This is a genomic window from Rhodococcus sp. NFXS4, assembly GCF_058139645.1.
Genome location: NZ_CP192221.1, coordinates 425,736 through 448,857, shown reverse-complemented (window position 1 = coordinate 448,857; position 23,122 = coordinate 425,736). Strand labels below are relative to the sequence as shown.

At 69.1% G+C, this 23,122-nt stretch carries 24 protein-coding genes; 10 read left to right on the top strand and 14 right to left on the bottom strand.

The annotated features are described in order from the left end of the window. The first annotated feature begins 45 nt into the window (after nucleotides 1-45). Nucleotides 46-705, top strand: coding sequence for a DUF998 domain-containing protein (locus tag J4E04_RS02105; protein WP_490149804.1), 660 nt, complete (start codon nucleotides 46-48; stop codon nucleotides 703-705). Continuing rightward, entirely contained in the window at nucleotides 702-1,472 is a 771-nt protein-coding gene (locus J4E04_RS02100; protein ID WP_307097255.1) for a 2-phosphosulfolactate phosphatase, read from the top strand. The genes J4E04_RS02105 and J4E04_RS02100 overlap by 4 nt, the downstream gene beginning before the upstream one ends. Here the strand turns inward: J4E04_RS02100 and J4E04_RS02095 are convergent. From J4E04_RS02095 to J4E04_RS02065, 7 genes are all read right to left on the bottom strand, one after another. After that, nucleotides 1,462-2,433 (bottom strand): isopenicillin N synthase family dioxygenase, encoded by a 972-nt coding sequence (locus tag J4E04_RS02095; RefSeq protein ID WP_308123803.1) that lies wholly within the window; start codon nucleotides 2,431-2,433, stop codon nucleotides 1,462-1,464. The two genes, J4E04_RS02100 and J4E04_RS02095, sit on opposite strands and share 11 nt — an antisense overlap. Beyond that, on the bottom strand, nucleotides 2,430-3,224 hold the full coding sequence (locus tag J4E04_RS02090) for a DUF1684 domain-containing protein (RefSeq protein ID WP_027506217.1): 795 nt from the start codon (nucleotides 3,222-3,224) through the stop codon (nucleotides 2,430-2,432). Before J4E04_RS02090 ends, J4E04_RS02095 begins: the two co-directional genes overlap by 4 nt. Then, nucleotides 3,221-4,348 carry an LLM class flavin-dependent oxidoreductase gene (locus J4E04_RS02085; RefSeq protein ID WP_490149803.1) on the bottom strand — a complete coding sequence of 376 codons (1,128 nt, stop codon included), beginning with the start codon at nucleotides 4,346-4,348 and terminating at the stop codon, nucleotides 3,221-3,223. Before J4E04_RS02085 ends, J4E04_RS02090 begins: the two co-directional genes overlap by 4 nt. Next, nucleotides 4,345-5,655, bottom strand: coding sequence for an LLM class flavin-dependent oxidoreductase (locus J4E04_RS02080; protein ID WP_490149802.1), 1,311 nt, complete (start codon nucleotides 5,653-5,655; stop codon nucleotides 4,345-4,347). Before J4E04_RS02080 ends, J4E04_RS02085 begins: the two co-directional genes overlap by 4 nt. Further along, nucleotides 5,652-6,563, bottom strand: coding sequence for an LLM class flavin-dependent oxidoreductase (locus J4E04_RS02075; RefSeq protein WP_490149801.1), 912 nt, complete (start codon nucleotides 6,561-6,563; stop codon nucleotides 5,652-5,654). The genes J4E04_RS02080 and J4E04_RS02075 overlap by 4 nt, the downstream gene beginning before the upstream one ends. A gap of 97 nt (nucleotides 6,564-6,660) precedes the next feature. Continuing rightward, on the bottom strand, nucleotides 6,661-7,860 hold the full coding sequence (locus J4E04_RS02070; RefSeq protein WP_490149800.1) for a GNAT family N-acetyltransferase: 1,200 nt from the start codon (nucleotides 7,858-7,860) through the stop codon (nucleotides 6,661-6,663). Continuing rightward, complete coding sequence (locus tag J4E04_RS02065) at nucleotides 7,860-8,576, bottom strand: GNAT family N-acetyltransferase (protein ID WP_490149799.1); 717 nt, start codon at nucleotides 8,574-8,576, stop codon at nucleotides 7,860-7,862. Before J4E04_RS02065 ends, J4E04_RS02070 begins: the two co-directional genes overlap by 1 nt. 163 nt (nucleotides 8,577-8,739) lie before the next feature. Between J4E04_RS02065 and J4E04_RS02060 the strand changes: the two genes are divergently transcribed. Together J4E04_RS02060 and J4E04_RS02055 are read left to right on the top strand one after the other, a co-directional pair. Then, entirely contained in the window at nucleotides 8,740-9,501 is a 762-nt protein-coding gene (locus J4E04_RS02060) for an HAD-IIA family hydrolase (protein ID WP_037186095.1), read from the top strand. Then, nucleotides 9,498-10,583, top strand: a complete 1,086-nt coding sequence (locus J4E04_RS02055; protein ID WP_490149798.1) for an isochorismate synthase — start codon at nucleotides 9,498-9,500, stop codon at nucleotides 10,581-10,583. The genes J4E04_RS02060 and J4E04_RS02055 overlap by 4 nt, the downstream gene beginning before the upstream one ends. Nucleotides 10,584-10,655: 72 nt before the next feature. On the opposite strand, the gene J4E04_RS02050 is transcribed toward J4E04_RS02055, so the two are convergent. Both J4E04_RS02050 and J4E04_RS02045 read right to left on the bottom strand, forming a co-directional pair. Then, nucleotides 10,656-11,861, bottom strand: coding sequence for an O-succinylhomoserine sulfhydrylase (locus J4E04_RS02050; protein WP_027506211.1), 1,206 nt, complete (start codon nucleotides 11,859-11,861; stop codon nucleotides 10,656-10,658). After that, a complete protein-coding gene (locus J4E04_RS02045) occupies nucleotides 11,861-12,271 on the bottom strand; it encodes a rhodanese-like domain-containing protein (RefSeq protein WP_027506210.1) in 411 nt (136 codons plus the stop codon). Before J4E04_RS02045 ends, J4E04_RS02050 begins: the two co-directional genes overlap by 1 nt. An 82-nt stretch (nucleotides 12,272-12,353) precedes the next feature. Between J4E04_RS02045 and J4E04_RS02040 the strand changes: the two genes are divergently transcribed. After that, entirely contained in the window at nucleotides 12,354-14,069 is a 1,716-nt protein-coding gene (locus J4E04_RS02040) for an MDR family MFS transporter (RefSeq protein WP_490149797.1), read from the top strand. A 6-nt stretch (nucleotides 14,070-14,075) separates the two neighbouring features. Here the strand turns inward: J4E04_RS02040 and J4E04_RS02035 are convergent, their stop codons facing one another. After that, complete coding sequence (locus J4E04_RS02035; protein ID WP_051613444.1) at nucleotides 14,076-14,477, bottom strand: Rv0361 family membrane protein; 402 nt, start codon at nucleotides 14,475-14,477, stop codon at nucleotides 14,076-14,078. 27 nt (nucleotides 14,478-14,504) lie between these two features. Continuing rightward, entirely contained in the window at nucleotides 14,505-15,584 is a 1,080-nt protein-coding gene (locus J4E04_RS02030; protein ID WP_490149796.1) for an alkene reductase, read from the bottom strand. Nucleotides 15,585-15,851: 267 nt separating this feature from the next. Here J4E04_RS02030 and J4E04_RS02025 point away from each other — a divergent pair, with 267 nt between their 5' ends. Continuing rightward, a complete protein-coding gene (locus J4E04_RS02025; RefSeq protein ID WP_027506208.1) occupies nucleotides 15,852-17,231 on the top strand; it encodes an FAD-dependent oxidoreductase in 1,380 nt (459 codons plus the stop codon). Nucleotides 17,232-17,285: 54 nt separating this feature from the next. On the opposite strand, the gene J4E04_RS02020 is transcribed toward J4E04_RS02025, so the two are convergent. Continuing rightward, complete coding sequence (locus J4E04_RS02020; protein WP_027506207.1) at nucleotides 17,286-18,155, bottom strand: SMP-30/gluconolactonase/LRE family protein; 870 nt, start codon at nucleotides 18,153-18,155, stop codon at nucleotides 17,286-17,288. A gap of 77 nt (nucleotides 18,156-18,232) precedes the next feature. On the opposite strand from J4E04_RS02020, the gene J4E04_RS02015 reads away from it, so the two are divergent. After that, nucleotides 18,233-18,967, top strand: coding sequence for an amidohydrolase family protein (locus tag J4E04_RS02015; protein WP_490149795.1), 735 nt, complete (start codon nucleotides 18,233-18,235; stop codon nucleotides 18,965-18,967). On the opposite strand, the gene J4E04_RS02010 is transcribed toward J4E04_RS02015, so the two are convergent. Together J4E04_RS02010 and purT are read right to left on the bottom strand one after the other, a co-directional pair. Then, nucleotides 18,964-19,446 (bottom strand): DUF456 domain-containing protein, encoded by a 483-nt coding sequence (locus J4E04_RS02010; protein WP_027506205.1) that lies wholly within the window; start codon nucleotides 19,444-19,446, stop codon nucleotides 18,964-18,966. The two genes, J4E04_RS02015 and J4E04_RS02010, sit on opposite strands and share 4 nt — an antisense overlap. Next, complete coding sequence (purT, locus tag J4E04_RS02005) at nucleotides 19,443-20,672, bottom strand: formate-dependent phosphoribosylglycinamide formyltransferase (protein ID WP_027506204.1); 1,230 nt, start codon at nucleotides 20,670-20,672, stop codon at nucleotides 19,443-19,445. Before purT ends, J4E04_RS02010 begins: the two co-directional genes overlap by 4 nt. Between purT and J4E04_RS02000 the strand changes: the two genes are divergently transcribed. The 3 genes from J4E04_RS02000 (at nucleotide 20,671) to J4E04_RS01990 (ending at nucleotide 22,997) form a co-directional block, all read left to right on the top strand. Then, on the top strand, nucleotides 20,671-21,243 hold the full coding sequence (locus J4E04_RS02000) for a DinB family protein (protein WP_222646320.1): 573 nt from the start codon (nucleotides 20,671-20,673) through the stop codon (nucleotides 21,241-21,243). The two genes, purT and J4E04_RS02000, sit on opposite strands and share 2 nt — an antisense overlap. A gap of 62 nt (nucleotides 21,244-21,305) precedes the next feature. Next, the gene (locus J4E04_RS01995) at nucleotides 21,306-22,394 is read left to right on the top strand and encodes a CaiB/BaiF CoA transferase family protein (protein ID WP_490149794.1); all 1,089 of its coding nucleotides are present in this window, start codon (nucleotides 21,306-21,308) and stop codon (nucleotides 22,392-22,394) included. After that, nucleotides 22,395-22,997, top strand: coding sequence for a class I SAM-dependent methyltransferase (locus J4E04_RS01990; RefSeq protein WP_222649874.1), 603 nt, complete (start codon nucleotides 22,395-22,397; stop codon nucleotides 22,995-22,997). Nucleotides 22,998-23,122: the final 125 nt, after the last annotated feature.

Here is a 23,122-nt window from a genome sequence, read left to right as displayed (position 1 = left end):
TAACTCGAGGGTCCGACACCCTCCGCGCGCCGTAGAGTCGAGCCCATGAGCCCGCTCCGCGCCTGGTCCGACCCGCTCGCCGAGCACATCGTCGGCACGTATTTCGCGTTGCGCGCGGCGATGGCGATCATGGCCGTCGGGTTGCCTCTCCTGCTCGTCGCCTGGTCGCTGCTCGATCCCGACCTTCCCGTGCTCGGATCGATGAGCGAGTACTACTACAGCCCGGCCCGCGACGTGTTCGTCGGAGTGCTCTCCGGGACCGGTATCGCGTTGATCTGCTACCGCGGTCACGGGCCGCTCGAGAACAGACTGCTGAACGCGGCCGGCGCCTTCCTCGTCGTCGTCGCGCTCGTGCCCACGGATCCACCGGGGCAGAGCGACTTCGGCCTGCGTATGACGGTCCACGCCGTCGCCGCCGTGGCCTTCTTCGTCAGCTTCGCGGTGTCGGTCTGGCGGTGCGCGGACGACACCCTGGATCCGTCCCGGGACTCCGAACGGCGAATCCGCCGTTACCGCAGGGCCTATCGAGTCGTGGCGGTCGTGGTCGTCGTCGCTCCGGCGTCGGCGCTCGCCCTGGTGCTCGTCCTCCGCCAGGGCGCGCTCGCGGTACTGGTGGTGAAAGCGGTCGCAGTGATCACCTTGGGCGCGTACTGGACACTGAAGTCCTACGAGCTGCGGGGCACCGAGCTGGCCGGGCAGCCGTGAACCTCGAGCACCGTCAGCGGCGACATCGCACCCGGGTGGACTGGGGCCTGCGCGGAGCCGAGGCGATCGCGTCGGACGCCGACATCGCCGTGATCGTGGACGTCCTGTCGTTCACCACCACGGTGAGTGTCGCTCTCGACCGAGGGATCGGCGTCGTCCCGCACGCGGGCGCCGACACCGAGGAGGTCGCCCGACGTCACGACGCGTCCGTGGCGTTCCGCCGCTCGCAAGCGGCTCCGGGCCGCATCACATTGTCCCCCGGATCGATCCGGTCCGCGCGCGACGTGCCCGCCCGGCTCGTTCTTCCGTCACCCAACGGATCGACCATCGCCGAGGCGCTGGCGACGACACCCGTCCTGGCAGCGGCGTCCCTGCGCACGGCGACGGCGATCGCGCACTGGATCGCGCGCACCGCGGGACCGGACGACTCCGTGGCGATCATCGCTGCGGGCGAGAGATGGCCGGACGGATCGCTACGCCCCGCGATCGAGGACTTCTGGGGAGCGGGTGCAGTCGTCGCGGCACTCGCGGCCGTCGGGCGTCTTCTCGACCCGTCTCCCGAGGCCGACGCGGCGCAGGCAGCCTGGACGGCGGTGGCCGATGATCCGTCGACGGCACTGCGTGACTGCAGTTCCGGTCGCGAGCTGATCGCCCTCGGATTCGACGGCGATGTCGCGGTGGCAGCGGAGGTCGGGGAGAGCGCCGGCGTTCCGATTCTCCGTCAGGGGATCTTCGTCGATGCTGCGAGCGGCGGCCTCAGCGCCTGATCCCGTGGTGCTTCTCGGCCACGTCCGGGTGTGCACGGGTACGCGATTTCCACGCGTTCTCGCCGTAGGTCCGGAAGAGGGGGTTGTCCGGATCAGTGTCGACGCCCCGGGACCGCGCCGCCAACTCGGGTGGAAGGTCGATGAGCGGCACGCGCGCATCCAGTGCGGGGCTGAGGAAGTAGGGAACGGACACCCGGTCCGTGCCAGGCGTCGGCGCGAGGACGCGATGCCGAGTGGCACGCAGGTACCCACCCGTCGCGACCTCGAGCAGTTCCCCGACGTTGACGATGAACGCGCCGGCCACGGGCGGTACGTCGATCCACTCGCCGCCGCGCAGCTCCACCTGCAAGCCGGTCGACTCCGGCTCCACGAGAAGCAACGTCAGCACCCCCGAGTCCTTGTGCGCGCCCACCCCCTGCGGGTTCTCGGTGCTGCCGGGATACCGCACCACCTTGATCAACGTCGCGGGGAGCTCGGCGAAGGCGGCATCGAACGTGTCCTCGGCCGCGCCGAGGGAGACTGCCCAGTGTCGGAGCAGCCGCAGCCCGACGTCCGACAGGGCGGCGTCCCAGGCCTCGAACGCGGGACGCAGTTCGGGTAGCGCGGACGGCCACTGGTTGGGGCCCTGCAGGTTCCAGTATCCCTGCGCCGCGGGAATCACCTCGCGCTCCGGACCGATGTCGATCTGCTCTCGCCAATCGACGGCGCCGTTGGTCAGCTCGCCGCCGAGCCGACTGTAGCCGCGGAACTGGGGCGAGTTCAGCTGACTGATCTCGTCCTTGGCGTCCGCCGGCAGCGCGAAGAAGGTGCGCGCCAGCGACAGGACCGTCGACACGAGCTCGGGGTCGACACCATGACCGGTCAGGTGGAAGAAGCCGTGGTCGTGGGTGGCCTCGCGCAATGCCGAGCGAAACCCGTCGACATCCGCGGTCGACATGTCGAGAACGGGCAGCGCTGTCACCTGATCGGAAGCTTCTCGCCGGCCTCCACCGCGACGGTCAGCCGGTTCTCGGGAGGCGCCACCGGGCACGTCGCGTAGTCGGTGAGGGCGCACGGCAGGTTGGACGCGCGGTTGAAGTCCAGTGTCACCAGGCCGTCGGCGTCCGCATCGCCGACCGCGAGGGACCGGCACGCGGGGTAGGTGCTCACGCCGCTGGTCTCGTCGGTGAAGAGGATGTGGAAGCCGCCCGCCTTCCCTCGGAATGCGACGAACTGTTGCGGTGCGTTCCCGAGCGTGAAGTCGATGACGCCCAGCCCGGCGTGGTGGTGCTCCAGACCCTCGACGACGGCCGCGGTGGTGACCGTGCGCTCGGAGTCGTACGGCGTGAACGTGCCACTCACGCGCCACTTCTCGTCGGGTGCGAAGGTGGGGATCCCGCCGAACGACGCCAAGGTGGGGGCCGCGGGGTCGTGCACGCGCAGGGCCACCGAGCCGGTGCGGCGAATCACCTCGACGCGCCGCTCACCGGCGGCCACGAGGAGGCCGGGAGCCCCCTCGACGGGGTGCAGAGCGACAGTCCCGTCCACGACCACCCCGTCGACCGACAACCCGTCGCCCGTGCTCGCGGTGACGTGCAGAGCGTCGTCGTCGGCGCGCCACACACCGGGCAGATCCCCCACGGCCGCGTCGGTCTCGGTCAACCAGTACAGACCTGTGAGCGCGACCCAGCCCAACGGATCGCGGAAGTACTCCTCGCGATCGGAATGCCATGCAGCCCAGTCCTGCTCGAACGTGGTGACGGATGTTGTCATGATGCGTACTCCTTCTCGGACGGTGACGATGCGATTCTGCCGAGGACACCGGCGCCGACGTGACGTGCCTCCTCGAGATGGGGGTACCCCGACAGAATGATCTCGTCGACACCTGCCTCGCGATACTCCTCGATGCGGGCCACCACCTCGTCGTGGCTGCCGACCAGCGCGGTGCCGGCGCCGCCGCGGACGAGACCGATGCCCGCCCACAGGTTGGGGCCCACCACCAGGTTCCGACGATCACCGCCGTGCAACGCCAGCATGCGTCGCTGGCCTTCCGATCCCACGGCGCCCAGTTGTGCCTGTCGGGTCCGGACGGTCGCGTCGTCGACATCGGCGATCAGGTCCTCGGCTCGAGCCCACGCATCTTTCGCGCGCTCGCGGGTGATCACGTGCATCCGCAGTCCGAAACGCAGGGTGCGGCCGCGGGCAGCCGCCCGCTCCCGCACGTGGGAGATCTTCTCGGCCACCGCCTCGGGAGACTCGCCCCACGTGAGAAAGACGTCGGCATGCTCGGCGGCGACATCCAGTGCAGCGTCCGATGATCCGCCGAGATAGACGTCGGGAAGCGGCACCGGAGGATGCCCGCCGAAACCGCCGCCGTTCGGTCGGTCCACAGCGTAGTGGTCGCCGGACGGCCGCACCGGCCGGCCGTCGGAGACGGCGCGCGCAATGCCGAGGAACTCACCCGCCCGCGCGTAGCGGCCCTCCTTCGCCAGACGGTCGCCGTAGGACCGCTGCTCGACGTCGTCGCCCCCGACCACCACGTTGAGGAGCATTCGGCCACCGGACAGTCGATGGAACGTACTGACCATCTGCGCCGACGTCACGGGCGAGACCTGGCCCGGCCGGAACGCCACCAGGAACTTCAGACGAGTGGTCGCCGGGATCAGCGCCGCGGTGACCAACCACGCGTCCTCGCAGTGTCCGCCCGTCGGAGTGAGCACGGCCTCGAAACCGAGTTCCTCGACGGTCACGGCCAATTCGGTCAGGTACTCGAGCGTCGCCTCCCGGTGTCCGTCGCCGGATCCCGCCGTGGACGCGCCGCCGATCGAGACTCCGTGCAAGTGCGCACCGAGCCTCTCGTCGTCACCCCCGGTGGGGAGGAACCAGTGGAATCTCACTCGCCGATGCGGGGTCGACGTAGTCCGAGGTGCTCCCGCAAGGTCGACCCCTCGTAGGCGGCCGGGTACGAACCACGTTCCTGCAGTTCGGGAACCAGCTTGTCGACGATGTCGTCGAGCCCGCTCGGCACGAGGTACGGCGTGATGTTGAAGCCGTCGCTCGCCCCTCCGCGGACCCACCGGGTGAGCTCGTCCGCGACCTGGCTCGGCGTACCCGCGAACCCGGTTCGCGCCGACGTCTCGATGACGACCTGCCGCAGCGACAGGTTCTTCGCCTCGGCGAGCGACCGCCATTCCCGCACTCGTGCATCCACGTCGATGCCGTTGAACGCCGACCCACGAGCACCGACGACGCCACTGACGATCGGGTCCTCGGTGGGGAGCGGTCCGTCGGGATCGCGATCGGACAGATCGCGCCCCCACACCTGGCCGGCGATCGACAGCGTCGTCGGGCCGGTGAACTGACCCTCCTTGACCCAGCGCACCTTCTCGTCCACGTCCCGCTCGTGGTCCGCGAGGACGATCTGGGTGCCGGGCAGGATCTTGATGTCGTCGTCCGGTCTCCCTCGGGCCACGAGTCGCGCGCGGATGTCGTTCGCGAAGTCGAGTGCGTCGTCGAAGTGGGTGCCGTGCGCGGAGAAGATCACGTCGGCGTGCTGGGCGGCGAAGTCGCGACCGGTGCTGGAATCTCCCGCCTGGAAGATCACCGGGTGGTCCTGCGGACTGCGGGGAATCGGTGCAGCAGTGACGATGTCGAACTGCGAAGACTGGATGCGCACGGAGTCGGGCGTGCCTCCTGCGTTCCACAGGGCTCTGGCGGCCTCGAGGAACTCTCCGGCGCGCACGTAGCGGTCCGCGTGGTCGAGGTAGCCGCCGCGTCGGAAGTTCTCGCCGGTCCACGCGTTGTCCGTCGTCACGACGTTCCAGCCGGCGCGACCACCGGACAGCACGTCCAGTCCCGACAGTCGACGCGCGAGGTCCACCGGTTCGTTGTAGGTGGTGTTCTGGGTGGCCACCAGTCCGATGTTCGTGGTGATGCCGGCGAGCGCCGCCAACTGTGTGATGGCGTCGGGACGACCGGCGATGTCCAGGTCGAGGATCTTGCCGCCCTGCTCGCGCAGTCGGAGCCCCTCACCGAGGAAGAAGGCGTCGAACAGTCCGCGCTCGGCGGTCGTGATCAGCCGACGGAACGTCTCGAAGTCGATCTGCGAGCCACTGGCCGGGTCCGACCAGATCGTCGTGTGGTTGACGCCCTGGAAGAAGACACCCAGGTGGACGGTGGCGTCGGGACGGAAGAGAGCGGTCATCGCGCAGCCTCGAATCGGTTGACCGGGCGGGCCAGGCCCAGAGTGGAACGCAGCGTCGTGGCCGGGACCGGCCGATGGGCCAGGTCCCGCTGGAACAGTTGAGGAAGGACGTAGCGTGCGGCGACGCGGAGATCGTCGTCGATCAGGTCAGGACGCAACCTGATCCCGCCGATCGCGTCGTCGAGGGCAGCAATGCGCTCGACGAGAGCCGCTGCGGCCGTCGGGCTTCCGGGGGCCTCGACGTCGAGAACGACGTGCGCCCCGGTCACCGCGCGCGCGTCCGCTTCGTTCTCCACGAGGACGACGTCGAGCAGATCGGCGTCGATCTCGCCGAATCGGCCGAACACCACCACCTGACCCTGCGGCGGGCGAGGCACGATCGCGGGGCCCTTCACCGAGTACTCCTCCCCGACGAAGTCGACGTAGTGCAGCTTCTGCTGGTTCAGGAACCGGCCCGTCGGGAAGTCGCGGATCACCGCGTCGTCCTCCCACGAGTCCCACAGTCCACGCGCCACGGTCACCGAATCACGCTGTTCACGAACCAGATCGGTATCGGCCGAGACGACTTCGCGACCCCATGCTGCCGCGACGTCGGGTGCCAGCGACCGGGATGCCACCCAACCCGCCCGGCCGCGGGACGCGTAGTCCAACGACGCGAGCTGTGACGACAGATGGAACGGTTCCGCGTAGGTGGTGCTGGCGGTGGCGACGAGGCCCACCGTGCTGGTGGTCGCGGCGACGAAGGCCGCGCGCGTGACGGCGTCGACACCACCCGTCGCCAGATCGCCGTCGTCGAACGTGACGTAGCCGAATCCTGCGTTCTCGGCCGCGGTCACCGTGGTGGCCACGGCTCGTCCGTCGGCCGAACCGACCCCGACGTCGAAGCCGAGTGTCACCGTCCTGGTCATCGTGCGCTCCCTCGTATCGCCCCCGGACACCCGAGGTTAGGAGGGATCCGCACCCGGCACACGGGTTGGAATCGCAGAGATCGGAGGGGAATGTGCGTCAGAAACCGACGCCGGCGAAGGGCGCCGCCGCGGTCCGGAACAGAGCATCGGCCGCCGCGGGGTCGCCCTGCGCCAGGCCCGCGGTCACCAGAGCGGACCACGACGTCCCGCCGAGCAGCACCGACGCCAGATCTCGGACGTGCACCGTCAGATCCGGCGCCGCGTCGACCACCCGCACGCCGTCCGGTGCGACGGCGTAGGTCCCGGCGTTCTCCGGCAGGTCCGGGTCCTGCACGGCGATGGTCACAGCGTCCCCGGGCCCGTACGTGCGCGCGGACAGTGCCGCGGACACGTCGAGGATGCGCAGCCAGGTCTCGTCCTCGGTGCGATCGAGCCGTACGGATCGGCGATCGTGCATCAGCAGTGGCAGCACGGTGTCGACGGGCAGTGCGGGAAACGTGATGCGGTCGACGAGGTCGAGTCGCAGGAGGAAGCGGACCAGGTCGGCGAACACCGCGTCGTCGGGCGCATGGAGGTCCTCGACGACCACCCGGCGGTCGTTCCCGGACCACCACGTCCGCGGGTCGCGCGGGCGGTACCGGACGTATCCGTCGTCGACCCCGCCGGTGGAGTGCACCGCGTTCCACACCGGATCGGTGTCGGTCCGCCCGCGCAGCCTCGACGCGTTCCACCAGACGGGCAGTCGGGTGATGGTGCCCGGTCGACTCGACGGGTGCGACGCGACGATGCCGGCCTGCACGTCGAACACGTCCCCGTCGTCGACGAGGCGGACGGTGCCGCTGGACACGGCCTCGTCCCGCACCGACGCACGCGCGGTGACGACCTCGGCGGACACGGACGAGGTGGCGACGCCGTAGCCGTAGCGGCCGTAGATGACAGCTTCCGACGCACGGAGCGAGGCGACGACGTCCCCGGCATCGCGCGCGTCCCGCAGCTGGCGCCGCAGCAGAGCGGACACGACACCGCGGCGGGTGTGGGTCGGCAACACCCCGACATGGGTGACGGCCAGGTGGGGAACCCGAGCACCGCCCGGCAGCGTCAGAGTTCCGCGGGCCGAATCGGTGGTCCCGACGAGTCGATCGCCGTCGAAGGCGCCGTAGGTCCGACCGGGCTCGCGCAGACTCGCGATCTCGTCCTCGGTGACCTGCAGCGTGGGCAGTCCCACCATCGCGGCACGGAAGACGCGCTGCGATTCCAGCAGGTCGGACCGCGACTCGAGAATGCGGATGTCGACCATCAGGCGACCTCGGCGATCGTCAGGGTGGTCTGTCGGCGGAGCACGAATCCGAGGGTGTCGTAGAGCGCGACGGCGCGGGTGTTGGTCACACTCGTGTGCAGGAACGGCATCTCGCCCCGCTCCCGGATGCCGTACCCGACAGCGCGGATGAGGCGGGTCGCCAGGCCCTGCCCTCGGTACTCGGGGTCGGTGCACACGGCGCTGATCTCGGTCCAGCCGTCGGGATGCATGCGCTCCCCGGCCATGGCGACGAGCCGCGACCCGTCCCGGACGCCCAGGTACGTGCCCATCTCGATGGTCCGCGAGCGGAACGGTCCCGGCCGGGTGCGGTGCACGAGATCGAGCATCTCCGGCACGTCGTCGGCGGTGAGCACCTGCGCGGCCGGTTCCGGCTCCACCACCAGCGCGGATCCGTCGAACTGCAGCAGCCCGATGCGGTCGAGAACACGCCACCCGGCGGGCGGGGTGATGCCGTCGCCCCGCAGTGCAGCCTGCTCACCCACCGGGAGCAGGGCGCCGAGATCCGCCCAGTCCTCCGCCGTCATGTCCTCGGGGTGACCGAAGAACCCGGCCACCTCGGGGTGGTAACGCGCGATCCGGCCCCGCCATTCAGCGAACCGGGAGTGGGCGCCGACGAGGGACGATCGGATGGGATCGTCCAGCGGATGCGCGTCGGGGAGGGTCGGGATCACCGGAACTCGGTCGTCGCACTGCACCAGGCCACTGTAAGGGTCGGCTCCGACGCCGCGGCGCGTTGTACTCGCGACGATTCCGGAGGGGCAGAATGGTGTCGTGAGCCCCGACAGAGTGAGTCCTGACGACGCCGTGCGACCTGACGATGCTCCGTCCACGACGGGGACACCGCCGTGGACGTACCTGATGGACATGGACGGCGTCCTGGTGCACGAGGAGCACCTCGTGCCCGGCGCGGACCGGTTCCTGAAGGAGCTCCAGGACACGAACACGCCGTTCATCGTCCTCACGAACAACTCGATCCGCACGCGTCGCGACCTGCAGGCACGGCTGCGGCGCACGGGCCTCGAGATCCCCGAGGAGTCGATCTGGACGTCGGCGCTGGCCACGGCCACGTTCCTGGGGAATCAACGTCCGAACGGCACCGCCTACGTGGTCGGGGAGTCCGGTCTGACGACGGCTCTGCACGACATCGGCTACATCATCACCGACATCGATCCCGACTACGTGGTGCTGGGTGAGACGCGCACCTACTCGTTCGAAGCCATCACGACGGCCATCCGACTGGTCGAGCGCGGCGCCCGCTTCATCGCGACCAATCCCGACGCGACCGGTCCGTCGCGCGAAGGGTCGCTGCCCGCGACCGGCTCCGTCGCCGCGCTCATCACGCGCGCGACCGGACGTGAGCCGTACTACGTGGGCAAGCCGAACGCGCTGATGATGCGGTCCGCTCTGCGGGCCATCGGCGCGCACTCGGAGAACACGCTGATGATCGGTGACCGCATGGACACCGACATCGTGTCCGGGCTCGAAGCCGGTCTCCAGACCATCCTCGTGCTCACCGGTATCTCGACCCCCGCCAGCGTCGAGATGTTCCCGTTCCGCCCCACCCGTGTCATCGAGTCGGTCGCCGACCTCATCGGGCACACCGCGAACCCGTTCGGATGAGATTCGTCTACTCCCGGCCCGACCGCAGCGTCGAGGCGACGGGCACCCGGCAGGCGTTCGATCACATCGACGACGCGCGCGAGGCTCTCGAGGACGGGTCGGCGCGGGTTCTCGTGGGGGCCATCGGGTTCGATGCGTCCACGCGGTGTGCACTCGTCGAACCGTCGACGTTCGACCGGCGCGACGAGCCGCGGACACCGGAGCAGAGCACCCTGCCCGGAGCTGTGATCGCCTCCCAGAACCCGCCACCCGACAAGCACGTCGCGCGGGTGCAGCGTGCCCTGACGGTGCTGAACCATCCCGGATCCGCACTACGCAAAGTGGTTCTCGCGCGGTCGATCACGCTGGTGTTCGATGCCCCGCTGTCCCCGACGGCGTTCGCGGACACGCTCATCGAGGCGAATCCGATGCACAACGGTTTCGCCGTCGATCTCACCGCGGCGGGTGGTCCGTACTTCGGCCGCCACCTGGTGGGATCGTCGCCGGAGTTGCTGGTGCGGCGCACCGGAACCGAGGTGATCTGCCGACCATTCGCCGGAACTGCTGCACGACAACAGGATCCGGTGGCGGACGAGCAGGCGGGCGCCGACCTGCTCGCCAGCGCCAAGAACCTGGCCGAGCACCGCTTCGTCGTCGACGCCATCGCCGAGGCCCTGGCGCCACTGTGCTCGGAGGTGTCCGTCCCCGACGGGCCGACGCTGACCAGCACGCCGGCCGTGTGGCATCTGGCGACCCCGATCACCGCGACACTGGCCGACCCCGCCACCACGGCACTGGATCTCGCGCTCGCACTGCACCCGACACCCGCGGTCGCGGGCAGCCCCACCGACCTGGCGCTCCAGACCATCGATCTGCTGGAGTCCGGACGCAACCGCGACTTCTACGCCGGCATGGTGGGGTGGTGCGACGCGTCGGGCGACGGTGAGTGGATGGTGGCCATCCGCTGCCTGGACATCGCCGCCGACGGCCTCAGCGGGGTCGCGACCGCGGGTGGCGGCATCGTCGCCGCCTCGGACGCGAGCGCCGAGCTGGAGGAGACGACAGCGAAGTTCGCGACGGTGCTCAGGCCCTTCGGCCTCTGACGTCGATCCGGTGCGCCGAGCCGCGGATACCGCGGCTCAGCGCACCGAAGCCGGCCGTTGATGCACTCGGCTCTACCGGGCGAGCGCTCCCGCCAGATCGCCGAGCAGGTCCTCGAGGTCCTCCAGGCCCACGGAGATGCGCACGACTCCGTCCGTGATGCCCACGGCTGCACGGCCTTCCGGACCCATGGCCCGGTGGGTGGTGGTGGCGGGGTGCGTCGTCATCGACTTCGCGTCGCCGAGGTTGTTGGAGATGTCGATGATGCGCAGCTTGTTCAGGAACTCGAAGGCGCGCGCCTTGCCGCCCTCGAGCTCGAACGTGACGACGGTACCGCCGCCGCTCATCTGCGAGACCGCGAGATCGTGCTGGGGGTGCGACGGCAGGTACGGGTACTTCACCCATCCGATACCCGGCTGCGCCTCGAGGAACTCCGCGACGGCCAGCGCCGAGGCGTTCATGTGCCGCACGCGGAGCGGCATCGTCTCGAGACCCTTCAGCAGAGTCCAGGCGTTGAACGGGCTCAGCGCGGGACCGGTGTGGCGCATGAGCGTCTGCACAGGACCGTCGATGTACTCCTTCGATCCCAGGATGGCGCCCCCGAGCACGCGCCCCTGTCCGTCGATGTGCTTGGTCCCCGAGTACACCACCACGTCGGCACCGAGGTCGAAGCTGCGCTGCAGCACGGGCGTCGCGAAGACGTTGTCCAGCACCACCTTCGCACCGGCCGCATGCGCCATCTCGGTCACGCGCCGGACGTCGACGAGCGACTGCATCGGGTTGGACGGCGTCTCGAAGAACACCGCGGTGGTGGGCACGGCGAGCGCCTGTTCCCACTGGTCCAGGTCGTCGCCGTCGACGAAGACGGTCTCGACTCCCCAACGCGGCAGGATCTCGTTGCACACGACGAAGCACGAGCCGAACAGGCTCCGCGCCGCGACGAGTCGGTCGCCGGCCTTCAGCAGCGCTCCGAGCCCGGTGAAGACCGCGGACATCCCGCTCGAGGTGCCGAAGGCCGCCTCGGCGCCGTCGAGCAACCGCAGCCGCTCCTCGAACATGGTGACGGTCGGGTTGCCGTAGCGCGAGTAGACGAAGTGGTCGATGTCGCCGGTGAACGCCTGCTCGGCGGCCTCGGCACTCTCGTACACGAAACCCGAACTGAGATAGAGGGCCTCGGCGTTCTCCTCGAACCCCGAGCGGTTCAGACCGCCGCGGACACCGAGAGTTCCCTGCCCGACCCCGTCGGGCAGGGGCTTGGAGAACCCGCCGCCGGTGGGGATCACTTCTGCCGCCAGGGCAGTCCGACGGCGCGCCACCCGGCACTGCCGCGGTGTCCCTCGGCGTCGGTCGCGCCCTCGAAGCCGTCGAGCACGTTGTAGGCGGGTCCGAGCCCCGCAGCGGTCGCGGCCTCGGCGGCACCGATGGACCGCTGACCGGAGCGACACAGGAAGACCACAGGGCCCTTGTCGACCCCGGCGGCACGGACCTCGTCGACGAAGTTCTCGTTCTTCGCGCCGTCCGGGTAGGCGACCCACTCGACGAAGGCCGTCGGCTTGTCCAGCGACGAGATGTCCGGGACACCCACGTAGCTCCACTCGGCGTGGGTGCGGACGTCGACGAGCGAGGCCTCCGGATCGGTGCTGAGAAGTTCCCAGGCCTGCTCGGGCGTGATGTCTCCTGCGTAGCTCACGACCCCAGTTTCTCACATGGTCGGCTCGGCCCGATATGTCCGATAGTCGCAGCGTACGGCCTCGAGGGGGCAAGATGAGCCGATGACGGACGACACACTGCGCCCTGCGACGGGCGCCGGCTCACCACAGCCGGACACGAGCGGCGACACGGGGCAGTTCACCCATCGCCAGATCATGACGATCATCTCCGGTCTGATGCTCGGCATGTTCCTGGCCGCGCTCGACCAGACGATCGTCTCGACGTCCATCCGCACCATCGCGGACGACCTGCAGGGCTTCTCCGTTCAGGCGTGGGTCACCACGGCGTACCTGATCACGGCCACCATCTCCACGCCGCTGTACGGGAAGCTCTCGGACATCTACGGGCGCAAACAGTTCTTCCTGACCGCGATCACGATCTTCGTCATCGGATCGGCGCTGTGCGGCTTCGCCACGTCGATGTACCAACTCGCGGCCTTCCGCGCGTTCCAGGGCCTCGGTGCCGGCGGCCTGTTCTCGCTCGCACTGACCATCGTCGGCGACATCGTCCCGCCGCGGGAGCGGGCCAAGTACCAGGGCTACTTCCTCGCCGTGTTCGGCACGTCCAGCGTGCTCGGTCCGGTCATCGGCGGCGTGTTGTCGGGCCAGTCCGAGATCCTGAACATCACCGGCTGGCGCTGGGTGTTCTTCGTCAACGTGCCCATCGGCATCGTCGCTCTGTTCGTCGTCGCCAAGGTGCTGAATCTGCCGCGTCGACACGGCAGCGCGGTCGTCGACTGGGGCGGCGCCGCGGCGCTGGCCGTCGGACTGGTGCCGCTGCTGATCATCGCCGAGCAGGGACGCACGTGGGGATGGGGCTCCGGGCGGGCCATGATCTGCTACGCCATCGGCGTCCTCGGCATCGCGGCCTTCATCGCCATCGAGATCAGGATGAAGACGAACGCACTCATCCCGATGCGCTTCTTCCGCAACTCGACGTTCAGCGTCGGACTCGTGCTCTCGGTCATCACCGGTGCGGCGATGTTCGGCGGCATCACGCTGCTCCCCCAGTACCTGCAGGTGGTCAAGGGCTCGTCGCCGACGCTCGCCGGGTTCCAGATGCTCCCGCTGGTGCTGGGCATCATGGTCGCGTCGATCTTCTCCGGCCAGATGATCTCCCGCACGGGCCACTACCGTCCGTATCCCATCATCGGCACGACTCTCATGACGGTCTGCATGTTCGCCTTCTCGTTCATCGAGTACGACACACCGCTGTGGATGATCATGATCGCGATGTTCGGTTTCGGGTTCGGCCTGGGCAATCTGATGCAGCCGCTGACCCTTGCGATCCAGAACGCACTGCCGCCGCAGGACATGGGCGTCTCCACCTCGTCGGCCACGTTCTTCCGGCAGATCGGCGGCACCATCGGCGTCGCGGTGTTCCTGTCCCTGCTCTTCTCGCGCGTGACCGACGCCATCGCGTCGGCTCTGCGTTCCGCCGCGGAGACTCCCGAGTTCCGCGAGGCGGTGGGTCAGGCCGCGTCCAGCACTGATCCCGCGGTGTCCGGCCTCGCGCAGGGGCTCGTGCAGGGCAACGGGTCGGCCGCCGGGGGCATCCTGGACGACACGTCCTTCATCCAGAAGCTGCCCGACGCGGTGGCGGCGCCGTTCCAGATCGGATTCTCCGACGCGATGGACTCGGTCTTCGTCGTGGCCGGGTTCGTGCTGGCGCTGGCCTTCGTGATCAACCTGTTCTACAAGGAGGTCCCGTTGCGCACCCAGGGCGGCCTCGCAGCTCAGGCGTCGGAACGCACGGCGAGCAAGGACACGGCCGAGTAGAGCTCGTCAGGGACTGCAGAGCAGCCAGTCGTCACCGGACCGCACCGCGTTCCACGTGAGGCTCTGCTCGCTGCCGTCGAGGCTGACTCGCACGTCGGCCTCGGCGGCGTCACCCTTGACCCGCACCTCCTCGATGTTCTCGAGATCCACCGACGTACCCGCATCCGCCAGCGGTGCGTCGGTGATGCCGGGGCACTGCAGTGCGGTGACAGCGGCGGTGTCGCCGGACTTCACAGCCTCGACGTAGGCGGCGACGGCGGTCCCGACACGCTGGTTGTCGCTGACGTTCTCGTCGGGCGACCCGGTCAGCGACAGGATCGCGATGATCACCGCCACGACGACCACCACCGCAGCGGCCGCGATGAAGGGCGCTGCGGTGGTGGGTCTCGGATCCTCTTCGGAGCTCATGCTCCGATCATGTCAGCTCGGTGCAGCTCAGCCCTCGAGCGACGGGTAATCGGTGTAGCCCTCGGCGCCGCCGCCGTAGAAGGTGCTCTCGTCGGGGGTGTTGAGCTCGGTGTCGTGGGTCCACCGGGTCACCAGGTCGGGGTTGGCGATGAACGGCCGACCCACCGTGACGGCGTCGGCGATCTCGTCGGACACCAGCTTCTCGGCCTCGTCGCGAGTGGTCATCGCGGCGAAGCCGGTGTTGAGCACGAACGGGCCGCTCCAGGCCCAACGCAGCTTGCCCAGGAACGGATCCTCGGCGTCGACGAGCACGTGCAGGTACGCCAGGCCGAGGCCGTCGATCTGCGACAGCAGGGCCTCGTAGGCACCCGTCGTGTCGTCCTCGGTGATGCCGCTCGCGGTGCCTCCGGGCGAGATGCGGATGCCGACCCGGCCCGCGCCGATGGCGGCGGAGACGGCGCGCACGACCTCCACGACGAGGCGCGCACGGTTCTCGGGGCTGCCGCCGTAGGAGTCGGTGCGGTGGTTCGCGCCGTCCGCCAGGAACTGGTGGAGCAGGTAGCCGTTGGCGGCGTGCAGCTCGACACCGTCGAGACCGGCCTCGATCGCACGGGTCGAGGCGTCGACGAACACGTCGACCACGCGAGCGATCTCGTCCGCGGCGATCTCGCGCGGCGCGGGGATCTCCTTCGACCCACCCTTGGTGAACATCTCGATACCGGGCGCGATGGCGGACGGTGCGATGGCCTCGAGGCCCGAGTTGTCGGGGTGGGACACCCGACCCGCGTGCATCAGCTGGACGACGATCTTGCCGCCCTCACCGTGCACCGCGTCCGCGATCTTCGCCCAGCCGGCCTGCTGCTCGTCGGTGTGCAGGCCCGGGGTGTTGGTGTAGCCCTTGCCGACGGCGGAGGGCTGCGTTCCCTCGGACACGATGAGGCCGGCACCCGCACGTTGGCGGTAGTACTCGACGACGAGGTCACCGGGCACACCGTCGTCACCACTGCGGCTGCGCGTGAGCGGCGCCATGAAGACACGGTTGCGGGCGTGGATGTCGCCGAGTTCGAGCGGCTGGAGCAGGGGTGATTCGGGACTGAGTTCGGTCACGTCGATCGGCCTTTCGAAGGTGCTGACTGTCGAGCTGTCCTCTGACGCAAGCCTGAGGGGTCCGCGATCCATGCCCGACTGTGGGCCGCATCACTCGGTGGAATCCCGATGTTCACCCAGTTCTCTGTGCACACGTCACGGCCACCTGGCGCACCGGAGGCGCCGCCTCGTCACTTATGCTGGGGTGTCCGCCTCCCTGCGGCCACGACGCCCGCTCCGAGCTCGATGGGCGGCCGGCCGACGACGATGTTAGGTAGATCCACGCTGATGACTGACCAGACCCGCCCGCTCCGAGTGGCCATCGTGGGTGCAGGCCCGGCCGGCATCTACGCCGCCGACGCGTTGATGAAGTCGGACCACAACGTCTCCGGCCCCGGCGTGAGCATCGACCTCTTCGAGCGCATGCCCGCTCCGTTCGGTCTGATCCGCTACGGCGTCGCACCGGATCACCCGCGCATCAAGGGCATCATCACCGCGCTGCACAAGGTGCTCGACAAGCCGCAGGTCCGCCTGCTCGGCAACATCGACTACGGCACCGACATCGACCTCGAGACGATGCGCCGCTTCTACGACGCCGTCATCTTCTCCACCGGCGCCAACGCGGACCGCGCGCTGAACATCCCCGGCATCGACCTCGACGGCAGCTACGGCGCCGCCGACTTCGTCTCCTGGTACGACGGTCACCCCGACGTGCCACGCACCTGGCCCCTCGACGCCGAGAAGGTCGCCGTCCTCGGCGTCGGCAACGTCGCGCTCGACGTGGCCCGCGTACTGGCCAAGACGGGCGACGAGCTGCTGCCCACCGAGATCCCCGCGAACGTCTACGAGGGCCTGAAGGCCAACAAGGCCGTCGAGGTGCACGTGTTCGGCCGCCGCGGCCCCGCCCAGGCCAAGTTCACGCCGCTCGAGCTCCGCGAGCTGGACCACTCCCCCAACATCGAGGTCATCGTCGCTCCCGAGGACATCGACTACGACGAGGGCTCGGAGAAGGCCCGCCGCGAGTCCAAGCAGGTCGACATGGTCGCGAACACGCTGCAGGACTGGGCGATCCGCGATGCCGGCGACCGCCCGCACAAGCTGTTCCTGCACTTCTTCGAGTCGCCGCACGAGGTGCTCGGCCAGGACGGCAAGGTCGTCGGACTGCGCACCGAGCGCACCGAACTCGACGGCACCGGCAACGTCAAGGGCACCGGCAACTACACCGATTGGGACGTCCAGGCCGTCTACCGCGCGGTGGGCTACCTGTCGCAGAACATCGCCGACCTCCCCTTCGACGACCTCGCGGGCACCATCCCCAACGAGGCCGGCCGCGTGAAGAACAACGACGGCACCCCCGTCGACGCCACGTACGTCACCGGCTGGATCAAGCGCGGACCCGTCGGCCTCATCGGCCACACCAAGGGTGACGCCAACGAGACCGTCGCGAACCTCCTCGCCGACGCCCCGTCGTTCGCGGGTGCCACCGACCCGTCCGAGGACGCCGTCGTCGCGTTCCTCGAGGACAAGAAGGTCCCGTTCACCACGTGGGACGGCTGGTACCGCCTCGACGCGCACGAGCGCAGCCTCGGCGAGCCGCAGGGCCGCGAGCGCGTCAAGGTCGTCGAGCGCGAGGACATGCTGCGCGCCAGCGAGCCCGACAAGGCCTGACCCCAGCAGCTGAAGCACCGAAGCCCCGAGGATGTCCTCGGGGCTTCGTGCGTGTCAGATCCGGACGGACAGCAGCCGTCCCTCGCGCTCGTCCTTGCGGGCGTGCTCGTTGAAATCGGGTGCGGCGCAGACAAACAGGGTGCGGCCGTCGTCGCCGCCGAATCCGCACGCGAACACCCCGGTGTCGAAGGTCAACTCGTCGACCACTCCCTCGCCCTCGCGAATCTGCACGATGCGCTGCCCCAGTGCGTCGGCCGCCCACAGCGTGCCGTCCTGCGCGAGAGCGCAACCGTCGGGCGCCACCACCACCTGGCCGATGCCCTCGGCCATGTCCGTCGACTCGGGCATCGGACCGAGCACAGCCCAGTCGCGGCGCGGTCCGAGGACACCGTCGTCGCCGATCGCGAAGGCGCTGATCCGGTTGCCGAGCGTCTCGTCGACGAGGAGATCGCCGCCTGCGGTGACGGCCATGCCGTTCGGGAAGTGCAGATCGGTGGCGTCCTCGTGCACACTGCCGTCGGGCTCGACACGCAGCAGGGAGGCCGTCTCGATGGGCGCCATGTTCATGAGATCGAATCCGAAGTTGCCGACGTAGGCGCGCCCGTCCGCATCCACGTGCATGTCGTTGGCGTTGCCGGTCGCGTGCGCGGACAGGTCCGCGTGCACCACGAGGTCGCCGTTCTCCTCGCGCCGCAGAACGGTCTGATCTCGCATCGAGACGACCAGGAGCCGACCGTCGGGAAGCCACCCGAGCCCGGACGGCTGGTGCGGCACCTCGGCCTCCACCCGGACGTCGCTGCCGTCCTCGTTCGCCGACAGCACCTGGTGGGTGTAGAAGTCGGAGACCCAGACACGACCCTCCCGCCACCGTGGGCACTCGAAGTAGGTGTAGCCCTCCAGGACCACGGTCGGCTCTGCCTTCATGTGTAGCTCCTCGCACGACGAGACGGATGATCGAATGTGACGTACGCCTCATCACATCATGAGGCATCCTGGCAGACGTGTTCGACAGCCACGTCCACATCATCGATCCGCGGTTCCCTCTCGTGTCGAACGGCGGATACGAACCCCCCGTGTTCACTGCCGACGACTATCGCGAGGAGACCGACGGACTGGGGGTCGTGGGCGGCGCCGTCATCGCCGGGTCGTTCCAGGGCAGCGACCAGAGCTTTCTGCTCGCGGCGCTGACCGAACTCGGTGACGGATGGGTGGGCGTGACCCACCTGCCGTGGGACGCCGAGGACGAGGACATCATCGCGCTCGACGACGCGGGCGTCCGAGCGCTCAGATTCAATCTGCGGCGCGGCGACACCGACATGTCGACCCTCACCGAGCAGGCCGTCCGCGCGCACGAGATCGCCGGATGGCACGCCGAGTTCTACGCGGACGCCGGATTGTTGCTGTCCCTGGAGCCGGTCCTGTCCAAACTGCCGGCCATCAGCATCGACTACCTCGGCATGGCCGAGGACGCCATGCCGTACCTCCTCGATCTCGTCGACAGGGGAGCACGGGTCAAGGCGGCGGGCTTCGGCCGCATCGGCCACGACCCGGTGGAGGCGATGAGCAGGATCCATGCCGTCAACCCCGAGGCACTGATGTTCGGGACCGATCTGCCCGGCACGCGCTCCCCGCGACGCTTCGTCCCCTCCGACATCGACCTGGTGACCGAGGCAGTGGGCGGCGATCTCCAGAAGGTGCTGTTCAGGAACGCGAGGGCCTGGTACCGGGAGCGTTAGAGCACGATGACGGCAACGACCCACACGCCGGCCGCGAGCAGACCACCGAACAGCTCGACGAGGATCGACAGGCCCACCGCCTTGGTGGCGTGGACCGTCGACTGCCAGGCGGATCCCGACGTGCGGGCACGAGGAAGTTCCGCCAGGTACACACCGAGGGGGAACCCGAGGAAGAGTCCGACGACCGGGACGACGAAGAATCCGACGATGCCGACGACGCCGCCCGCGACGATGGAACGGGTGGGCACTCCGGCCGTCTTCAGTCGTCTGCCCGGCCACAGGTACTTGACGACGCCCGATGCCACCAGCAGCGCCGTCGCGATGCCGAACACCGTCCACGCCGATGCGGTGCCGACGACGAAGGCCCAGACGCCGATCGCGGCGAAGATCAGGACGACACCGGGGAGCACCGGGACGACGATCCCGATCAGGCCGATCAGGACGACCAGTCCGACGAGGACCTCGGCACCGGCGGTCACCGTGCCGAGACCGGACGCACGCGGCTCGCGGCGTCGCGTGCACGCTCCCGCGCGGTCTCGACGTCCGGACCGGTCGACACGGCGACGCCCATCCGGCGCTTCGCGAAGCTCTCCGGCTTGCCGAACAGGCGGATGTCGGTCTCCGGGACGCGGAGCGCCTGCTCGACGCCCTCGAAGGCGATGCCCACCTCGTCGAGACCGCCGTAGATCACCGCGGACGCGCCGGGTGTCAGCAGCGTGGTGTCCACCGGAAGCCCGAGGATGGCGCGCGCGTGCAGCTCGAACTCCGACAGCCGCTGGGTGCCGAGCGTGACCAGGCCCGTGTCGTGCGGTCGTGGGCTGACCTCGGAGAAGTACACGTCGTCGCCCTTGACGAAGAGCTCGACGCCGAAGATGCCGCGGCCGCCGAGTGCCGCGGTGACCGTGCGGGCGACCTCGCGTGCGGCGTGCAGAGCGGCCGCCGACATGGGCTGGGGCTGCCACGACTCGATGTAGTCGCCGGACTTCTGGAGGTGGCCGATGGGCTCGCAGAAGGAGGTCTCGTCGGCGCCGTTCTCGTCGACCGCGCGGACGGTGAGCTGGGTGATCTCGTAGTCGAAGTCGACGAAGCCCTCGACGATGACCCGACCCAGCGCGACTCGTCCCCCGGCCTGAGCATGGTCCCAGGCCCGCTGGACGTCGTCGTCGCTCGTCACGACCGACTGCCCCTTGCCCGACGACGACATCACCGGCTTGATCACCGCCGGGAAGCCCGTGTGCTCGAGAGCTGCGCGAACCTCGTCCACACTGTCGGCGAACGCGTACGGCGACGTGGGCAACCCCAGCTCCTCGGCCGCGAGTCTGCGGATGCCCTCGCGGTTCATCGTCAGCTGGGTAGCCCTGGCCGTCGGCACGACGGTGGTGACCCCGCGGTCCTCGACCACGGAGAGCGCCTCGGTGGCGATGGCCTCGATCTCCGGCACGACGAAGTGCGGCGCCTCGGACTCGATGACGGCGAGCAGGGCGTCCGGATCACTCATGTCCACGGTGTGGGCGCGGTGCGCGACCTGGTGGCCGGGGGCGTCCGCGTACCGGTCGACGGCGATCACCTCGACGCCCAGGCGCTGGAACGCGATGATCACTTCCTTGCCGAGCTCACCGGAGCCCAGCAGCATCACCTTGGTGGCCGACGGAGAAAGTGGAGTACCGATGCGGGAGGACGTCACTCTTGGAATGCTATCGGGCATGGCGGACACCGAGGACCTGCTCACCTACCTCCAGCGAGGACGGGACGCGGTGGTGTGGAAACTCGACGGCGCGTCGGAGTACGACATCCGTCGGCCCCTCACGTCGACCGGTACCAACCTGCTGGGAATCGTGAAACACCTGGCCATGACCGAGGCGGGGTACCTCGGGTCCACGTTCGGGCGACCGTTCCCCGAACCGATCCCGTGGTCCGACCCGACACTCGAACTCAATGCCGACATGTGGGCCACACCCGACCAGTCCCGCGATTCTCTCGTCGACCTCTACCGCCGGGTGAACGCCCATGCCGACGAGACGGTGCGCACCCTCGGACCGAGAGCGGAGGGGACGGTGCCGTGGTGGACGGCGAAGAACCCCGTGACCGTCGAGTACATCCTGGTGCACCTGATCGCGGAGACACACCGCCATGCCGGCCACGCCGACATCGTGCGCGAACTCGCCGACGGCAGCGCCGGACTGGCTCCCGGCAACTCCAACCTGGCGGACGGTGACGCCGACTGGTGGGGTGACTACCGGTCGCGAGTGGACGACGCCGCGTCGGAGTTCCTCTGAGTCTCCCGACCCGCACAGTCCGGTCCTGTCGTCGGGCAGGTTCCGGTGGATAGGGTCGCGCCATGACTACTGCAGGTGGACCTCTCGCCGGAATCAAGGTCGTGGAACTCGCGGGCATCGGCCCCGGACCGCACACCGCGACGCTGCTGGCCGACCTCGGCGCCGACGTCGTGCGCGTCCAGCGTGCGGGCGCGCTGCCGGCCGAGGGATCACCGGGCGACCCCCTGCTCCGCAACCGCCGCATCGTCGAGGCGAATCTGAAGGATCCGGCCGAGCTGGAACGGGTGCTCGACCTGATCTCCCGCGCCGACGTCCTCATCGAGGGCTTCCGTCCGGGGGTCACCGAGCGCATGGGTCTGGGACCCGACGTCGTCGCCGAGCGCAACCCCGGTCTGGTCTACGGACGCATGACGGGGTGGGGCCAGGAGGGTCCGTGGTCGCAGGTCGCGGGACACGACATCAACTACATCTCGGTCACCGGAGTGCTGCACGCGATCGGACGCGAGGGTGAGCGCCCGGTACCCCCGATGAACATGGTCGGCGACTTCGGCGGTGGATCGATGTTCCTCGTCATGGGCATTCTCGCAGCGCTGGTCGAGCGCGGTCGGTCCGGGAAGGGCCAGGTGATCGACGCGGCCATGGTCGACGGCACCGTCGCGTTGTCGCACATGATCTGGGGGTGGCGCGGGATCGGCATGTGGTCCGACGAGCGCGGCACGAACCTGCTGGACACCGGTGCCCCGTTCTACGACACGTACGAGACGTCCGACGGCAAGCACGTCGCCGTCGGCGCGCTGGAACCCCAGTTCTACGCCGCGATGCTGCAGGGACTCGGGCTCGATCCGTCGGCCTTGCCGCACCAGCTCGACCGTGAGCAGTGGCCGACGCTGCGGTCGACCTTCACGGCGGTGTTCGCCTCCCGCACGCGCGACGAGTGGGCCGCCGTCTTCGACGGCACGGACGCCTGCGTCACCCCCGTGCTGACCTTCGACGAGGCCACGCGCCACCGCCACATGGCCGAACGCGGCAGCCTCATCGACATCGACGCAGTCATCCAGCACGCCCCGGCGCCGCGTTTCGGGCGTACCGCCACGTCCACGCCGGCGGGTCCGGCCCGCTCGTCCGTCGACCCCGACTCGGTCTGGACCTGAGTGGACGCCGCGGCCTGGGACGCCAAGTACGAACGCGCCGAACTTATCTGGGGCGCACCGCCGAACGACATGGTCGTCGAGTTCTGCACCTCCCTGCCGCGCGGCCGGGCGCTCGATCTCGCGTGCGGCGAGGGGCGCAACGCCCTCTGGCTCGCCACGCGCGGATGGAGTGTCGACGCCGTCGACTTCAGCAGCGTGGCGCTGACCAAGGCGGTCCGCATCGCCGCCACGGCCACCGCGTCGATCCGCGAGCGAGTGCGGTGGGTCCACGCGGACGTGACCACACTCACACCCGAGCGGAATTATGATCTCGTTGTCATCGCCTACCTGCATTTATCGCGGACCGAGCGTGAAAACGTCCTCGCGACTGCCGTCCGGGCGTTAAAACATGAGGGAATCCTCGTGATCGTGGGTCACCATTCTGCCAATCTGAAGAATGGCGTCGGCGGTCCGCAGGATCCCGAAATCTTGTACAGCCCAGACGATCTGGTCGCGGACATCGGCGACAGGATGCGCATTCTCGTCGCCGAGGACAGGGTGCGGCACGTAGGTGATTCCGCAGCGATCGACGCCCTTGTGGTGGGACGAGTTACCGACGAGTAGACCCCTATTGGCAGTGTTCCCGATCCGGCGTAACATAGCCGTATGTTACTGGCGAGTAGGTAGCGCCGGGCCACACAGGCGGTACCGAGGCCGGACCGCACCACTGAGACGGAGAACGCATCACC

What these genes read in the sequence shown, in the direction of transcription:
- J4E04_RS02055 (WP_490149798.1), top strand. Translation starts at nt 9,498, where the DNA reads ATGAGATTCGTCTACTCCCGGCCCGACCGCAGCGTCGAGGCGACGGGC.
- J4E04_RS02090 (WP_027506217.1), bottom strand. Translation starts at nt 3,224, where the DNA reads ATGACAACATCCGTCACCACGTTCGAGCAGGACTGGGCTGCATGGCAT.
- J4E04_RS02000 (WP_222646320.1), top strand. Translation starts at nt 20,671, where the DNA reads ATGGCGGACACCGAGGACCTGCTCACCTACCTCCAGCGAGGACGGGAC.
- J4E04_RS01995 (WP_490149794.1), top strand. Translation starts at nt 21,306, where the DNA reads ATGACTACTGCAGGTGGACCTCTCGCCGGAATCAAGGTCGTGGAACTC.
- J4E04_RS02060 (WP_037186095.1), top strand. Translation starts at nt 8,740, where the DNA reads ATGGACATGGACGGCGTCCTGGTGCACGAGGAGCACCTCGTGCCCGGC.
- J4E04_RS02070 (WP_490149800.1), bottom strand. Translation starts at nt 7,860, where the DNA reads ATGGTCGACATCCGCATTCTCGAGTCGCGGTCCGACCTGCTGGAATCG.
- J4E04_RS02080 (WP_490149802.1), bottom strand. Translation starts at nt 5,655, where the DNA reads ATGACCGCTCTCTTCCGTCCCGACGCCACCGTCCACCTGGGTGTCTTC.
- J4E04_RS02105 (WP_490149804.1), top strand. Translation starts at nt 46, where the DNA reads ATGAGCCCGCTCCGCGCCTGGTCCGACCCGCTCGCCGAGCACATCGTC.
- J4E04_RS02025 (WP_027506208.1), top strand. Translation starts at nt 15,852, where the DNA reads ATGACTGACCAGACCCGCCCGCTCCGAGTGGCCATCGTGGGTGCAGGC.
- J4E04_RS02020 (WP_027506207.1), bottom strand. Translation starts at nt 18,155, where the DNA reads ATGAAGGCAGAGCCGACCGTGGTCCTGGAGGGCTACACCTACTTCGAG.
- J4E04_RS02035 (WP_051613444.1), bottom strand. Translation starts at nt 14,477, where the DNA reads ATGAGCTCCGAAGAGGATCCGAGACCCACCACCGCAGCGCCCTTCATC.
- purT (WP_027506204.1), bottom strand. Translation starts at nt 20,672, where the DNA reads ATGCCCGATAGCATTCCAAGAGTGACGTCCTCCCGCATCGGTACTCCA.
- J4E04_RS02075 (WP_490149801.1), bottom strand. Translation starts at nt 6,563, where the DNA reads ATGACCAGGACGGTGACACTCGGCTTCGACGTCGGGGTCGGTTCGGCC.
- J4E04_RS02040 (WP_490149797.1), top strand. Translation starts at nt 12,354, where the DNA reads ATGACGGACGACACACTGCGCCCTGCGACGGGCGCCGGCTCACCACAG.